This is a genomic window from Aeromonas sp. 160P (genome assembly GCF_055193095.1).
The window spans coordinates 4,162,002-4,176,818 of sequence record NZ_JBUXKV010000001.1 but is presented as its reverse complement, the minus strand read 5'-3'; the positions used below and the strand labels follow the sequence as shown (position 1 = coordinate 4,176,818).

Below are 14,817 nucleotides of genomic sequence, written 5' to 3'. Positions count from 1 at the left end.
CCAAAGGAAACCATGATGAAAAAGTCACTCTTGCTGCTGGCCGCCCTGATGCTGGGCGGGTGTGCCACTCATTGGCCGGAGACGGCGCTGCTCAATCCGCAGGTGATCCCCGCCAACCAGCAATACTACTCTGGCAATCGCATCACCATGGAAGGGGTAGACAAGCGTGAGGCTGCCTATGTCTTCTCCATCAAACATAAAGAGAAAGCGCCGGTGCTGGTCAATAGCGAGCGCCCGCTCAATCTGCTGATGGCCGAGCGGCTGGCCGAAGGGCTGCGCAGCCAGGGTCTGGAAGTGGGCAACAGTGGTACCACTAACCTGACACTGGTGATCTCCAATGCGGCGGTCAACGTGGAAGAGAAGACCTTTACCTATGTCACCAAGTCCCGCGTCAGCCTGCAGGTTATCGCCGATTTCCAGGGCAACCGTCTGACCAAGCAGTTCAACATGTCCTCCAGCAAGGAGAGCCCGAGCGAACCGGGCATGGCCGATCTGGAATCGACCCTGAACTTGCAACTGGGCAGCGTGCTGCAACAGATCATGGCGGATGACGCGCTGCGTGGTTACCTGAAAGGTCAACCGAACGGTGCAGGGGTCTGATGATGAAAAAACTCTGGTTACTGGCCATGTTGATCGCCCCGTTGGCATTTGCTGGCCCGAAAGTGAGATTGGAGACCAACCACGGCAATATCGTGGTGGAACTGGCGTCCAAACAAGCCCCCCAGACGGTGAAGAACTTCCTGCGTTATGTGGCTGATGGCAGTTACGATGGCAGCCTGTTCCACCGGGTGATCCAGGACTTTGTGGTGCAGGGGGGCGGCTACAACCAGCAGTTCCAGCAACTGCCCACCTTTGACCCCGTGATCAACGAGTCTCGTGGCGGTCTGCCCAACAAACGCGGCAGCATCGCCATGGCCCGTACTCAGGCAGTTGACAGTGCCACTCGCCAGTTTTACTTCAATCTGGTCGACAACAATAACCTCAACGCCGGTGGCGCAGCCGGTTATACCGTGTTTGGGCAGGTGGTACAGGGGATGGATGTGCTGGACAAGCTGGCTCAGGTACAGACCGGTTACAGCTCCATTCTGCGTGCCAACGATGTGCCAACCAGCCCCATCATTCTGAAGAAGGTGGTGCTACTGGCTGAAACCGCCGCAGACAAGAAAGCGAGCAAATAACCTCGCTGGAGGCTGCGAGTCACCGCGCTCTTGTCACGCACTATGCAAGGCACATCCCGCTTGGGATGTGCCTTTTTTCTATTCAGGCTTCTTTGCGCCTATCTCTTTGCTCGCCTTGGCTATCTGCCATCAACCTGCCAAAATGGCGCACTTTTCTAAAGTCGTCAGGTAGTTGAACATGGTCCGTAAGCCAAGTTGGAGAGAGTCCCTCGCCGTTTATCTCGAATTTCGGGTGTTTATTCTCTTTGCCATGGGATTCTCATCGGGCCTGCCGCTGTTGCTGGTGTTCGGTACCCTCTCATTCTGGTTGCGCGAAGCAGACGTCAGCCTGACCGATATCGGTTACATGAGCTGGGTGGCGCTGGCCTATGGTTTCAAGTGGTTGTGGTCACCGCTGGTGGATCGCATGCCGCTGCCACTGCTCTCGAGACTGCTGGGTCGTCGCCGTAGCTGGATGTTCTTCTCCCAGTTGCTGATCGCCGCGGCGCTGGTGGGCATGGCCTTTTGTGATCCCAAGACCGGGTTGGCCCAACTGGCGATGTTTGCCCTGCTGGTGGCCTTTGCCTCTGCGACACAAGATATTGTCATCGATGCCTATCGCATCGAATCCGCCCCCGAGCGGCTGCAGGCCGCGATGGCGGCCTCTTATATGACCGGTTACCGGCTGGCGATGATCATGGCAGGCGCAGGTGCGTTGGCGCTGGCGGCCTTATTTGGCAGCAATAGCGGTTATGACTATCGTGGCTGGCAAATTACTTATCTGGTGATGGCGGGCCTGATGTCCCTTGGGGTCATCACCACCCTGTTTTGTCACGAACCGGATATTGATCTGGCGGGGCAGGGCGAGCAACAGGCCGAACGCAAGGCGCTGCTGCTGGAGAAGGGGTGGCCAACGCTGTTGGCGAGTGCGGGGGCCTGGGGCTACGAAGCGGTCTGGTGTCCGTTTGCCGATTTTTTCCGTCGCTATGGTAGCTCGGCGCTGCTTATTTTGGCGCTGATCGCCTGTTACCGGGTGGCTGATGTGGTGATGGGGGTGATGTCCAACAGCTTTTACGTGGATATGCAGTTCAGCAAAACCGAAGTGGCCAGTATCACCAAGGTATTTGGCGTCATCATGACCCTGGTCGGTGCCGCGCTGGGGGGAATACTGGTGATGCGTTTTGGTACCTTGCGTATTCTGTTTCTCGGTGCATTGCTCACCGCCAGCACTAACTTGCTGTTCGCCCTGCTGCATCAGGTGGGCCACAACCTGGAGCTGCTGACCCTGATCATCTCGCTGGATAACCTCAGCGCGGGTATTGCAACCGCCGCTTTCGTGACCTATCTCTCCAGCCTGACCAATGTGGCGTTTTCAGCGACCCAGTACGCCTTGTTCAGCTCGGTGATGTTGCTATTGCCCAAGTTGCTGGCCGGTTTCTCGGGGCAGGTGGTGGAGCAAATTGGCTACAGCACCTTCTTTGTCGCGACCAGTGTGCTCGGCTTGCCGGTGCTGCTGTTGATTGTTTTGGTGGCCAGAAAGGGGAATCAGTTGCTATCCGCTGCTGACAAATAGCAAGCGTTTGCGTAAAATGCGGGGTGATTAGATTCACACTTCCGGATAAAGTTCCCGAGAAGTTGTTTCTACCCCTATTTTATTTGATTAGAATTGCTCTCGCTCCTTGTGGGCAGGCTACGGAAAACCTCAACTAACGTACAAGAGACCAATAAAATGGCCAAATTTACCAAGACTCTTATCGCTGCCGGTCTGCTGGCTGCTGCCGCTACCCCTGCCTTTGCTGCTGATTACAGCGGTGATATCCACAAGAATGACTACAAGTGGATGCAGTTCAACGTAATGCATACCATTGACCAGAAGCCTCATGGTCCGGATGGTTACAACGATACTTATTTCGAAATGGAATTCGGTGGTCGTTCCGGTATTTTTGACCTGTATGGTTATGTCGATTACTTCGATATCTTTGATTCCAACGACAGCGACAAACACAAGCAAGAAAACCTCTTCATGAAGTTTGCTCCCCGTGTATCGCTGGATGGATTGACTGGCAAAGATCTCTCTTTCGGCCCAGTGCAGGAAGTGTATGTTGCCACACTGTTCAACATCGGTGGTGTACAGGGCTTGAACGATGCATTCGTTGGTCTGGGTGCTGATGTGATGGTGCCGTGGTTCGGTAAAGTGGGTATGAACCTGTACAAGCGTCATGCTAATGAAACCTTCGATTTTAGTCCTGAAGCAAAGGGCTGGAATGGTCAGCAGTTCTCCATGAACTGGTTCAAACCTTTCTACACCTTCTCCAACGGCAGCTTCGTCTCCTACCAGGGTTATCTGGATTACACTTGGGGCATGAAAGAGACCACCCATTCCGATGGTCTGGGCACCTTCCACGGTATCTACTGGCACTCCGACCGCTACGCTGTTGGTTACGGTCTGAAGTACTTCAACGAAATCTACGGTATCGACAACTCCGATAGCCTGAAGTCTACCGGTTTCGGTCACTACTTCTCTGTTACCTACAAGTTCTAATAAAACTTGGGGTACAAAAAACCGGAGCATTTGCTCCGGTTTTTTTATGGCCGCGATTTATAGCGTGGCACGAGTCAATGAGTGCGCCACGGCTGAGTGGATAAATCAGTCGCGGAAGTTCTGGAACTGCATCGGTTGACCCAGCTCGGCGCCACGCACCAGTGCCATGGCTTCTTGCAGATCGTCACGCTTCTTGCCAGTGACGCGCACTTCATCACCCTGGATGGCGACCTGCACCTTGATCTTGGAGTCTTTGATCAGCTTGACCAGCTTCTTGGCGATCTCTTTTTCGATCCCCTGCTTGAACTTGACGGTCAGGTGGAAGCGCTTGCCGGAGTGAACGCTGTCCCCAGCTTCCATCGAGCTGTTCTCAATATTACGCTTGAGCAGGGCGGCGCGCAGGATCTCGACCATCTGCTTGAGTTGGAAGTCGGCATCAGCCTCCAACTTTACTTCTTCTTTGTTCAGCTCGAAGCTGGCTTCAACACCACGAAAATCGAAACGGGTCGCCAGTTCACGATTGGCGTTCTCGACGGCGTTCAACACCTCGTTCATTTTGACTTCTGAGACAATATCGAATGACGGCATGTCAGGGCTCCTCATGTTGCGCTATAGGTGGGCAAATCTACCAGAAAATCGGCAAATTTGCTGATTTTGATAGGGCCGCTCTGCTAGAATCCCCTGCGCACAGAACGGGTGGACCCGTTAGTGTCCATTCATGATATCTTCAATTTCCTTCGGTAACAGGTTGAGAGGAATGCAACCCTTACCCTGACAGAGTCACATCATGCCAAGCGGATTTAAGAGTTCCCGACAGCTTGCTATCCCTGCTGTTATTCCACCTGTTATCCCGCAGTGGTCACTGTTGGGATGCGGCGCCCTCGGCGGCGTGGTTGCCTCCCTGTTGACCATCAGCGGCCAATCAACCCGTGTCTTGTTGCGCGAGCACCATCAGTCCACGCTCCATCCGGGTACCGATTTCACCTCGCTGGAAGGGCAGGTGCAACTGCTCAATATCGAGCGCGGATTTGTCAGCAAACCCGGCAAGATCAAGCGTCTGCTGGTGATGACCAAGGCTAGCCAGGTTATTGCCGCTCTGACGCCGCTGGCAGGTAAACTGGACGCCGCGGTACCGATTGTGCTGCTGCACAACGGGATGGGGATTGCCGAGCAGGTAGTCGAGATGTTCCCGCACAATCCGGTGATTGCCGGGGTGACCAGCCATGGTGCCATGCGCTGCGGCCATTTTGTCTTCCGCCATACTGGCAAGGGTGAAACCTGGCTTGGCCCGATCAATGAGGCTGCCAAGGCTTATGCCGGATTGGCGGATGATCTTGCTGTTGCCCTCGGCCAGGCCGGCTGGGATGAGCATGTTTTGGCACGTCAGTGGCAAAAGTTGGCGATAAATTGTGCTATTAATCCGCTTACTGCGCTCTACAAGCTGAAAAACGGCGAGCTGGTTGGCCCCCGTTTTGCTGATGTCCTGCAGCAGATCTGTGTGGAAGTTGCAGATGTGATGTGCGCCGAAGGTATTGCCACGACCGCTGAAGAGCTGCAGCGCCGGGCGATGACAGTGGTCGAGTTGACTGCCGACAACTACTCCTCCATGTATCAGGATATGGAGCTGGGACGGGAGACCGAGATCGAGGCCATCACCGGCTTCCTGCTGAGCAAGGCGGCCAAACATGGTATCGCCGCACCGGTCAATCAGGGGCTCTATCAGGCGATCAAAGAGAAGAGTCAGAACGTCTGAATCCTGGCTATGGCAGGCAAGAAGCGAGGAGGCATAAATGAGTGTACTGGTGCTGGTGGCCCCCGGGTCTGAAGAGATTGAGACAGTTGCCATCGTTGATACCCTGGTGCGTGCTCGCATCGAGGTGCTGTTGGCCTCTTGTTGTCCTGCCGGGTTGCGGCAGATCCGCGCCTCGCGCGGAGTACAACTGGTGGCGGATTGCCATATCGACGAGCTTACCGGTCGGGACTTTGAGGCCATAGTGGTGCCGGGTGGCTTGCCCGGCAGCGAAGTGATCCGCGATACCCCGCTGGCTATCGATCTGCTCAAAGAGCAGGCCGCCCTTGGCCGATGGCGTGCTGCCATCTGTGCCGCCCCCGTGGTGGTGTTGCAACATCACGGCCTGCTGGATGGCGCCATCGTCACCTGCCACCCCGTCTTTCAGACGCAATTGCCCGCGTCGTTGTTGTCCCGTGAGCGGGTGGTCAGGGATGAGGCCCATCGCCTTATCACCAGTCAGGGGCCGGGCAGCGCCATCGAGTTTGCTCTCGAACTGGTACGAGTGCTGCGCGGGGATGAGCTGGCGCTGGCGGTGGCAGGCCCCATGGTGCTGCCCTGACCGCACTCTGCTGATGAATCAAGCTAGCCATGCTTTGAAAAACGGGCCCCGGTCATCTTGACCGGGGCCCGTTTGTTATCAGCTGTTGTCGATCACGCCACCTTGCCCGGCTCAGTAGTCGTACTGTTTGCACTCCTTCTTGCTAAACTCTGCGCGCCAGCGTGATAACTCCTGCTCTGTGCCCAGCGTGTCCCCTTTCTTGATCGCCTGTTCCAGTATCTCAATCCGGTCGTAGAGCCAGCGGCACTCTGCCGTCGGGTTGTTCTTGCTGATGCCGGCCATCGGCAGCAAACAGAGTCCCAGCCAAACATATTTCATCCCGAACGCTCCTTGTCATTGTGATGGTTAAGGTCTCCTTGGAGTCTATTATTCTAGCCACAATGAGAGAGATAGAGCTACTGCTATCCTTGGGGTAAGATGATGCCATGTCTGTTTATTTATACAGTGGTATGCGCAAGATCATCCATATCGACATGGACTGCTTTTTTGCCGCAGTAGAGATGCGGGACAACCCCGCACTGCGGGAGGTGCCGCTGGCCATCGGTGGTGCCTCCGAGCGGCGTGGCGTCATCTCGACCTGCAACTATGTGGCGCGCCGCTTCGGGGTGCGCTCCGCCATGCCGAGCGCACTGGCTAAAAAGCTCTGTCCGCCGCTGGTGCTGATCCCCGGGCGAATGGCGGTTTACAAAGATATCTCCCGCCAGCTGAGGGCTATTTTCCTCCGTTATACCGATCTGGTGGAACCGTTGTCGCTGGACGAGGCTTATCTCGATGTGACTCATAGCACCTGCTGCGGCGGCAGTGCCACCTTGATGGCCCAAGAGATCCGTCAGGCCATCGTCAGCGAATTGGGCCTGACCGCCTCGGCCGGGGTGGCACCGAACAAGTTTCTGGCCAAGATCGCCTCGGAGCAGCGCAAGCCGGACGGTTTGTTTGTCATTCGCCCCGATGAGGTGGCGCAATTTGTCTGCCAGTTGCCCCTTGGCAAGCTGCCCGGGGTCGGTCGCAAGACTGCCGAGCGGCTGGAGGCGCAGGGGCTTTATACCTGCGAGGATGCACGCGCCTTGCCTGCCGACGAGCTGTGCCGCCGTTTTGGCAAGTTGGGCGAGATGCTGACGAGCCGGATCTGGGGTCTGGATGAGCAGCCGGTGCAAGCGCACCGGATCCGCAAAACCATCGGAGTGGAGACCACGCTGGCGAGCGATCTGTCGAACGAGGAGGCTTGCCTGACGGTATTGCAGCAGTTGCTGCCGGAGCTGGAGCGGCGTTTCCAGGCGGCCTGTTGTGCCGAGCAGGTGATGGGGCAGGGGATTAAAATCAAATTTGCCGACTTCCATCAGACCACTGTCTATCGCAGCCAGGGCGGCTATCAGGCCAGCCTGTTTATCCCTTTGCTAAAAGAGGGTCTGCTGCGTGCGGAAGGGCGTTCAGTGCGCTTACTGGGGTTGGTGGTGGGGTTGCCAAAAGAGGGGGAGGTTAACCAGCTATCACTGGATTTGCTGTGAGATGGTTAAGTTTTTGTTTATAAAGTCGATAATCTACCCATATCGCTGTTTTACATAGGAACATTGGCATGAGCGTACTTTCTGTCCAGGGCCGGATTACCCTGATCGCTGGCTGCTGTCTGTTGGTCACCGCTGCCGCGCTGGTTGCTTCCTCGATTTATAACGCGGACAAGATGCAGCAGCAGGTGCGACAAGCCACCATGCAGGAGGCTCAGCAGTCAGCCGAGAACTGGATGAAGGCGATGGGCTCGGAGCAGGCGGCCAAGGTGACCAGCTATCTCGATGAGGCCTATTTCCGGGCCAGTTTGCTGGCCGAGAGCGTGTTGTTCCAGCGCAAGAATGCGGCCGACAACTTTGTTCATTCAGAGGCGCTGCGCAGTGCCATCAATCAGCAGTTACACGATGCTGCCGCCTCATCCACCAATTTGCTCGGGGTATACGCGGTGTTCGAGCCTGACCAGCTGGATGGAGAGGACAGCAATTATCAGGGGTCGACCGAGCTTGGCGCCAACGACAAGGGACGGTTCTCCTCCTACTGGGCCTATGACAATGGCAAGCTGGTTGCCGAGGTGCAGAACGAGGATGTGCTTGCTGACGAGACACCTACCGCTGCTGGCGGGGTCGAAAACGAATGGTATCGCTGCAGTATCCGCTCCCGCGGACTCTGTTTGCTGGAACCCTATCTGGACGATGTTGGCGACAAAAAAGTCTTGATGACCTCGGTCACTGCACCCTTGCTTGATCAGGGGACATTGCTGGGCATGGTCGGGGTCGATATCTCCCTGAGCACTTTGCAAAATCTGGTTTCAGCGATGGATAAGGAGCTCTATGACGGCCAAGGCAAGATATTGCTGGTGAGCCATGAGGGGCGAGTGGCGGGGGCGGATCAGTTTGAAGTGACCCTGGGGCGCGGATTGGGTCAGCAGTATCAAGGGCTGGCCACCGAGCTGCAAGGGTGGCTCAGCCAGGGACAAGAGTTGAGTCGCTGGAGCCGCGATGGTGCCCTGTTGCAAACCTTTATGCCGGTATCGATGCGGGGTACCGACGGTAAATGGGGTATCTACATTGAATTGCCACGGGCTGTGGTGCTCGCCTCGGCCCAGCAACTGCAGGATGATCTTGCCAGTGAAGCCCGCCGTAGCGTGGTCTCGCAGTTGATGATCGGGGTGCTGATTTCACTGGTGGCGTTGATTTTTATCTGGCTGATGGCACGCCAGATAGTGGCCCCTATTCGCGCAGTGGTGGCCCGCCTCAAGGACATCGCCACTGGCGAGGGGGATCTGACCCAGCGTATCGAGATCCAGCGACAAGACGAAATTGGCGAGTTGGCCAAGTGGTTCAACAGTTTCCTCAACAAGCTGCAATCCACCATCAGTCAGGTGATTGATACGGTTGCCGGCACCCGCAGCAGTGCCGAGCAGGCGGCGCAAGTTGCCGAGCGCACCAGCAGTGGTATGCAGGCCCAGTATCAGGAGATCGATCTGGTGGCAACCGCGTTTGAAGAGCTCAGTGCCACGGCGCTGCAGGTCTCAGGTAATGCCAGCTCTGCGGTCGCGGCGGCCAATACCACAGATGCTGCGGCGCAAGAGGGGAAATATGTGGTCGCAGATACCCAGGCAGCGATGCGCGAGCTGATGACCATCATCAACGATGCCCAGCCGGTGGTGGAACGGCTTGCCGCCAACAGTGGCAACATCAATGACATCCTTATCGTGATCCAGGGGATTGCCGAGCAGACCAATTTGCTGGCATTGAATGCGGCGATCGAGGCGGCGCGGGCCGGAGAGCAGGGCCGTGGTTTCGCGGTAGTGGCTGATGAGGTGCGTAATCTGGCTGGCCGCACCCAGAATGCCATCATCGAGATCCAGAATCTAATCAGCCAGCTGCAATCCGGTACCGGCGCCGTGGTCAAGGCGATCCGTGATGGCCATGGTCAGGCGGACGAGACCCTCGCCAAGGTGGATCTCTCGGTGCAGGTGCTGGAGCAGATCATCCAGTCGGTCTCCACCATCCATCAAATGAACGAGCAGATTGCCCGTGCAGCTCAAGAGCAGAGCCGGGTGGCAGACGAGATCAATCGCAACGTCAGCAATATTCGCGATGTGAGCCACATCATCCGTGCCGAAGCGGCGACCTCTGCCGAAAATGGTCGGGAGTTGTCGCTACTGGCAGATAAACAGCAGCAGTTGGTGGGGCAGTTCAAAGTGTAAAGGGATGAAAAAAGGCGCCATCCGACTGGAGGCGCCAAACACATTCAGATGACAGACGGGGTCAAATCGATAAGATTTGAGCCCCCCTTCCCGCAGAGGAAGTAACACAACACCACAATCACAGTCGAAAGAGTCACTAAAAACACATGTAAACCAACATGTAGTAGAAAATGTGAGCCATATGACGACTGATTGCTGGGCGAATTATGTTTATTCACTGGTCGGCCCGCAACCGACAAATTATAATGCGCCCCATTAGAAAAACTCATCGTCGGCTGGTGTCATGTCTCGTCGTTTACCACCGCTTAATGCCCTCAAGGCGTTTGAAGCAGCGGCTCGTCACTTAAGCTTTACCCGCGCAGCAGAAGAGTTGTTTGTGACTCAAGCTGCCATCAGTCATCAGATCAAGGCGCTGGAGGAGTATCTTGGTATCAAGTTGTTCCGCCGTAAAAATCGCTCCTTGTTGCTGACCGAAGAGGGGCAGGGCTATTTTCTCGACATCAAAGATATTTTTACCTCCATCTCGGAGGCGACCGACAAGTTGCTGGCCCGCAGCGCCAAGGGGGCGCTGACCGTCAGTTTGCAGCCGAGTTTTGCCATCCAGTGGCTGGTGCCACGACTGGTGCGCTTCAGCGAGCGTCACCCGGATATCGATGTGCGGATCAAGGCGGTCGATCTCGATGAAGGGGCGCTCACTGACGATGTGGATGTCGCCATCTATTACGGGCGCGGCAACTGGCCCGGCCTGCGGTGCGACAAATTGCATACCGAATACCTGATCCCAGTCTGCTCCCCCTTGCTGCTGACCGGGCCCAAGCCGCTCCGGACACCGGATGACCTGGTCCGTCATACCTTGTTGCACGATACCTCACGCCGCGACTGGAAGGCCTGGTTCCGCCAGCTCGATATCGATGCCCCCAACGTCAATCAGGGGCCTATTTTCAGCCACTCGACCATGGTGATCCAGGCCGCTATCCACGGTCAGGGGGTGGCGCTTGGCCACAGTGTGCTGGCGCAACCTGAGATCGAAGCGGGTCGTCTCATCTGCCCGTTTGAGCAGGTGCTGGTGAGCAAGAATGCCTTCTATCTGGTGTGTCAGGAACAACAGTCTGATCAGGGCAAAATCGTCGCCTTCCGTGACTGGATGCTGGAGCTGGTGGAGCAGGAAGAAGCCCGGCGCAGGGCGTTGCTCGGCGATGATTGATGTGCTGAGGGAGGGGGCAGTTGATGCCCCCGTTCGCATTTTGCTGGCCCACGGTGCGGGCGCCGGGATGGATCACGCCTTTCTTGCTGAGTTGTCACGCCTGCTGGCGGGGCCCGAGATTGAAGTGGTGCGCTTTAACTTCCCCTACATGACCAAACGGGCACAAGATGGCAAGCGCCGCCCGCCGGACAGGCAGCCGCTGTTACTCGAGCATTGGCGCCAGATGGTGCGGGAGTTTGCTCATCCGCGGCTATTTTTGGCAGGTAAGTCGATGGGGGGGCGGATGGCCGCCGAGTTATATCATGACGGTGGCGATGCGATGAATGCTGCAGGATTGCTCATTCTCGGGTATCCTTTCCACCCCCCGGCCAAGCCCGACAGTTGGCGGGGGGACGTGCTCAAGCAAATAAAGGTACCTACTCTGCTGCTGCAGGGAGAACGCGACACCTTCGGCAGTCGCGCCGAACTGGCAGAATTTCCCTTCTCACCCAACGTATCGGTCCATTGGTTGACCGATGGCGATCATGGTTTCAAACCACGAAAAGTCAGCGGTGTGAGCGAGCAGGAAAACATGCAGTATGCCGCGGATACCATCAAGCACTTTGTTGCCCTGCGCGGGTAGCCAAGTGGTGATGGCTGATGTGCCGGGCCTGACAAGACAGGAATAATGAGGATGCAGATCCACCGACATTGGCTGGTGCTGGCGGGCTTTTTTGGCCTGACCGGGACCATGCTGGGCGCTTATGGTGCTCACGGTCTGGCGGCGAGTGGTGTTACCCCCGCGCTGTTGGCCGCATTCAATACCGCCGTGCAATACCAGTTTTTTCACACATTGGCCCTGCTGGTACTGGGCTTTTGTGGCGTGCGCAGCAAGGTGATTAACCTGGCTGGCACCGCATTTGTGCTGGGGATCTTCGGATTCTCCGGCAGTATTTACGCCATGGTGCTGCTTGGCAGCAAAGGGTTGGGGCTTATCACCCCGGCTGGTGGCCTCTGTTTTATGTTGGGATGGGTAGCTCTGATATGGGCTGGCTGTCGTCTTGGAGGAAAAAATGAATAATCTGCTGCTTTATTGCCGCCCCGGTTTTGAGAAAGAGGCGGCGGCAGAGATCACCGAGCGTGCCAGTAGCATGCAGTGCTACGGTTTTGCCCGGGTCAAGGACGACAGCGGTTATGTGATCTTCGAGTTGTATGATGAGGAGCAGGCCGATCTGTTGGCCCGCAAACTGCCATTCAAAGAGCTTATCTTTATTCGTCAGATGCTGGTGGTGACCCACGAGCTGAAGGATCTGGATGTCTCCGATCGGATTTCACCGATCATTGAAGCGACCAGTGAGTACACCATTTGTGGTGATGTGCGGGTTGAGACCGCTGACACCAACGAAGCGAAAGAGCTGTCGGCTTTCTGCCGCAAGTTCACTGTGCCGCTGCGTCAGGCGCTGCGTAGCAATGATCGCCTGACCAAGAAGGAGACGCCGCACCGTCCGGTGTTCCACGCCTTCTTCATGGCTAACGATCACCTGTTGCTGGGTTACTCCTACTCGTTTAACAACTCCGAATTCCACATGGGGATCCCGCGTCTGCGTTGTCCGCCGGATGCACCGAGTCGCTCCAGCCTCAAGCTGGAAGAGGCGTTTTACGTCTTTGTTCCCCGTGAAGAGTGGGAGTTGCGCCTCTGCTCCGGCCTGAAGGCGGTGGACTTGGGCGCTTGCCCGGGTGGCTGGACTCATCAGCTGGTACGTCGTGGCATGATGGTAACCGCAGTGGATAATGGCACCATGGCCCAGTCCTTGATGGATACAGGTCAGGTCAAGCACCTGCGCGATGATGGTTTTGTCTGGCGTCCGAGCAAGAAGAATACCTACTGGCTGGTGTGCGACATGGTTGAGAAACCGGCGCGGGTCGTCCACATGATCGCGGACTGGTTCCGTGAGAATGATTGTCAGGAAGCGATGTTTAACCTCAAGCTACCGATGAAGAAGCGCTATGCCGAAGCGGTACACAACATTGAGGTGTTGCGTGGCATGCTTAAAGAGATCGATAACGCCTTTGTGATCCAGGCCAAGCAGCTCTATCACGATCGTGAAGAGATCACCGTACACGTTTATAACAAGTACTGGATCTCCAAGCTGCAAGCCAAGGAGTAAGCTCCTTCGCGAGAGGCTGATCAAAAAAACCGACCGCAGTGATGCGGTCGGTTTTTTTTGCTTGGCGGGATGGGCGAATCGTCAGAAGCGGTAATCTAGGCGCAGGGATGATTCATCATCGGTCAGCTTTAACTCTATTTGTAGCGGAATGGTCTTATCGAGCGGGCTGAACTGCATTTTGAGCCCATCACCGCGTAATCTGACGGAAGTATGCATCCCCCCTGCCTTGAATTTGACCTTGGGTCGAAAGCGCTCGACTGACAGGCTGACACTCTTTTCCGGGGTCAGATTAAGTTGCGGGTAGGAGGTAATCTTCTGATTACCAACGCTATCGGTAGACACCTCGATACCAAACGAGAGGGCTTTGGGGGCCTTGAGCAGGTCGTTGGTATCCAGGCTGGAACGCCAGACTTCGGTAGCGGCCCGTTTATCTTGCAGTGGCAGCCTGGCGCTTTGACTCTTTTGAGTCAATTCGAATGCCCCGACACCGCTACTGAGCAGTAGCCAAACCGGGATCAGATAGAGCCCACCTCCGTTCATAAACAAGCCTCCTTGCTATCCGTATCTTTAGAACATAGTTGCGGTCCAGTCTTCGGGAAAGGGGTAGGAGATATAAAAAAGGGAGCCGAAGCTCCCTTTTTAAATCAATGGATTAACTCACAGTCGATCGATGATCGCCTGGGTGAATTCGCTGGTGGAGGCGCTACCGCCCAGATCGCGGGTCACCCGATCACCGGATTCGATGGTTGCTCGTACTGCCTCGCGGATCCGCTCTGCTTTATCCTGCATGCCGAGGTACTCCAGCATCTGGATGGAGGCGAGGATCACCGAGGTCGGGTTGGCAATGTTTTTGCCCGCGATGTCGGGAGCAGAGCCATGCACCGCCTCGAAGATGGCGGCGCCATCGCCGATATTGGCACCCGGTGCCATACCCAGACCGCCCACCAGACCGGCGCAGAGATCCGAGAGGATGTCACCAAACAGGTTGGTGGTGACCATCACATCGAAGCGCTCCGGATACATCACCAGATTCATGCAGGCGGCGTCGACGATCATCTCTTCGCTCTGGATATCCGGGTAGTGGCCGGCGATTTCACGGGCCACTTCGAGGAACAGGCCAGAAGTCGATTTGAGGATATTGGCCTTGTGGATAATGGTGACCTTTTTGCGTCCCTCTTGGCGGGCCAGCTCGAAGGCGAACTTGACGATGCGCTCGGCTCCGTCGCGGGTGATGATGCTCATCGCCTCGGCGCTCTTGTTGTCATCGCTGCGCTTCTGACCGGCACCCGAGTACATACCCTCGGTGTTCTCGCGCACCGTGATGATATCGATGTTCTCGTAACGGCTTTTGGTGCCCTTGAAGGAGATAACCGGACGCACGTTGGCGTAAAGGTTGAACTTCTTGCGCAGGGAGACGTTGATCGAGGTAAAACCGCCACCGACCGGCGTGGTCAATGGCCCTTTCAGGCTGACTTTGTTCTTCTCAATCAGATCCAGGGTTGCCTGGGGCAGCAGCTCACCATGTTTTTCGAGGGCAACCAGACCGGCATCCGCATATTCGTATTCAAAATCGCAGCCCGCATGGGTCAGGATCTGGATGGCTGATTCGATGATGCTGGGGCCGATGCCATCGCCGGGGATCACGGTAATTTTTCTTTTGGACATGAGAGGGTTCCACTTCCAGGGTATAGGGGAGGATGG

At 56.3% G+C, this 14,817-nt stretch carries 16 protein-coding genes; 12 read left to right on the top strand and 4 right to left on the bottom strand.

Features of this window, described 5'->3' with window-relative positions; genetic code table 11:
• Positions 1–15 precede the first annotated feature (15 nt).
• The 4 genes from ACY8FN_RS19345 to ACY8FN_RS19330 all read left to right on the top strand — a co-directional run bounded on the left by ACY8FN_RS19345 (position 16) and on the right by ACY8FN_RS19330 (position 3,699).
• Positions 16–600 carry a YajG family lipoprotein gene (locus ACY8FN_RS19345; protein WP_042058358.1) on the top strand — a complete coding sequence of 195 codons (585 nt, stop codon included), beginning with the start codon at positions 16–18 and terminating at the stop codon, positions 598–600.
• Between the two features lie 2 nt (positions 601–602).
• Positions 603–1,178 carry a peptidylprolyl isomerase gene (locus tag ACY8FN_RS19340; protein WP_101323855.1) on the top strand — a complete coding sequence of 192 codons (576 nt, stop codon included), beginning with the start codon at positions 603–605 and terminating at the stop codon, positions 1,176–1,178.
• Between the two features lie 172 nt (positions 1,179–1,350).
• Entirely contained in the window at positions 1,351–2,730 is a 1,380-nt protein-coding gene (locus ACY8FN_RS19335; RefSeq protein WP_139728152.1) for an AmpG family muropeptide MFS transporter, read from the top strand.
• 156 nt (positions 2,731–2,886) lie between these two features.
• Positions 2,887–3,699, top strand: a complete 813-nt coding sequence (locus tag ACY8FN_RS19330) for a nucleoside-specific channel-forming Tsx family protein (RefSeq protein ID WP_463100935.1) — start codon at positions 2,887–2,889, stop codon at positions 3,697–3,699.
• A gap of 105 nt (positions 3,700–3,804) precedes the next feature.
• On the opposite strand, the gene ACY8FN_RS19325 is transcribed toward ACY8FN_RS19330, so the two are convergent.
• A complete protein-coding gene (locus ACY8FN_RS19325; RefSeq protein ID WP_042019988.1) occupies positions 3,805–4,287 on the bottom strand; it encodes a YajQ family cyclic di-GMP-binding protein in 483 nt (160 codons plus the stop codon).
• A gap of 199 nt (positions 4,288–4,486) precedes the next feature.
• On the opposite strand from ACY8FN_RS19325, the gene ACY8FN_RS19320 reads away from it, so the two are divergent.
• Together ACY8FN_RS19320 and ACY8FN_RS19315 are read left to right on the top strand one after the other, a co-directional pair.
• The gene (locus ACY8FN_RS19320; protein WP_463100934.1) at positions 4,487–5,452 is read left to right on the top strand and encodes a ketopantoate reductase family protein; all 966 of its coding nucleotides are present in this window, start codon (positions 4,487–4,489) and stop codon (positions 5,450–5,452) included.
• A 37-nt stretch (positions 5,453–5,489) separates the two neighbouring features.
• On the top strand, positions 5,490–6,050 hold the full coding sequence (locus tag ACY8FN_RS19315) for a DJ-1 family glyoxalase III (protein ID WP_139718719.1): 561 nt from the start codon (positions 5,490–5,492) through the stop codon (positions 6,048–6,050).
• 111 nt (positions 6,051–6,161) lie between these two features.
• On the opposite strand, the gene ACY8FN_RS19310 is transcribed toward ACY8FN_RS19315, so the two are convergent.
• Complete coding sequence (locus tag ACY8FN_RS19310) at positions 6,162–6,368, bottom strand: hypothetical protein (RefSeq protein WP_101323859.1); 207 nt, start codon at positions 6,366–6,368, stop codon at positions 6,162–6,164.
• Between the two features lie 131 nt (positions 6,369–6,499).
• Between ACY8FN_RS19310 and dinB the strand changes: the two genes are divergently transcribed.
• The 6 genes from dinB to rlmM all read left to right on the top strand — a co-directional run bounded on the left by dinB (position 6,500) and on the right by rlmM (position 13,116).
• Positions 6,500–7,555 carry a DNA polymerase IV gene (dinB, locus tag ACY8FN_RS19305; RefSeq protein ID WP_463101202.1) on the top strand — a complete coding sequence of 352 codons (1,056 nt, stop codon included), beginning with the start codon at positions 6,500–6,502 and terminating at the stop codon, positions 7,553–7,555.
• A gap of 68 nt (positions 7,556–7,623) precedes the next feature.
• Complete coding sequence (locus tag ACY8FN_RS19300) at positions 7,624–9,765, top strand: methyl-accepting chemotaxis protein (protein ID WP_463100933.1); 2,142 nt, start codon at positions 7,624–7,626, stop codon at positions 9,763–9,765.
• Positions 9,766–10,048: 283 nt separating this feature from the next.
• Positions 10,049–10,969, top strand: a complete 921-nt coding sequence (locus tag ACY8FN_RS19295; RefSeq protein WP_101316175.1) for a transcriptional regulator GcvA — start codon at positions 10,049–10,051, stop codon at positions 10,967–10,969.
• Positions 10,962–11,591, top strand: a complete 630-nt coding sequence (locus tag ACY8FN_RS19290; RefSeq protein WP_101316173.1) for an alpha/beta fold hydrolase — start codon at positions 10,962–10,964, stop codon at positions 11,589–11,591. The genes ACY8FN_RS19295 and ACY8FN_RS19290 overlap by 8 nt, the downstream gene beginning before the upstream one ends.
• 51 nt (positions 11,592–11,642) lie before the next feature.
• Positions 11,643–12,029 (top strand): DUF423 domain-containing protein, encoded by a 387-nt coding sequence (locus ACY8FN_RS19285; protein ID WP_303843800.1) that lies wholly within the window; start codon positions 11,643–11,645, stop codon positions 12,027–12,029.
• Positions 12,022–13,116, top strand: coding sequence for a 23S rRNA (cytidine(2498)-2'-O)-methyltransferase RlmM (gene rlmM, locus ACY8FN_RS19280; protein ID WP_101323863.1), 1,095 nt, complete (start codon positions 12,022–12,024; stop codon positions 13,114–13,116). Before ACY8FN_RS19285 ends, rlmM begins: the two co-directional genes overlap by 8 nt.
• An 81-nt stretch (positions 13,117–13,197) precedes the next feature.
• Here rlmM and ACY8FN_RS19275 read toward each other — a convergent pair whose 3' ends face one another.
• Both ACY8FN_RS19275 and ACY8FN_RS19270 read right to left on the bottom strand, forming a co-directional pair.
• On the bottom strand, positions 13,198–13,656 hold the full coding sequence (locus ACY8FN_RS19275; RefSeq protein WP_101323864.1) for a hypothetical protein: 459 nt from the start codon (positions 13,654–13,656) through the stop codon (positions 13,198–13,200).
• A gap of 117 nt (positions 13,657–13,773) precedes the next feature.
• On the bottom strand, positions 13,774–14,781 hold the full coding sequence (locus ACY8FN_RS19270) for an isocitrate dehydrogenase (RefSeq protein ID WP_042020006.1): 1,008 nt from the start codon (positions 14,779–14,781) through the stop codon (positions 13,774–13,776).
• Positions 14,782–14,817 lie beyond the last annotated feature (36 nt).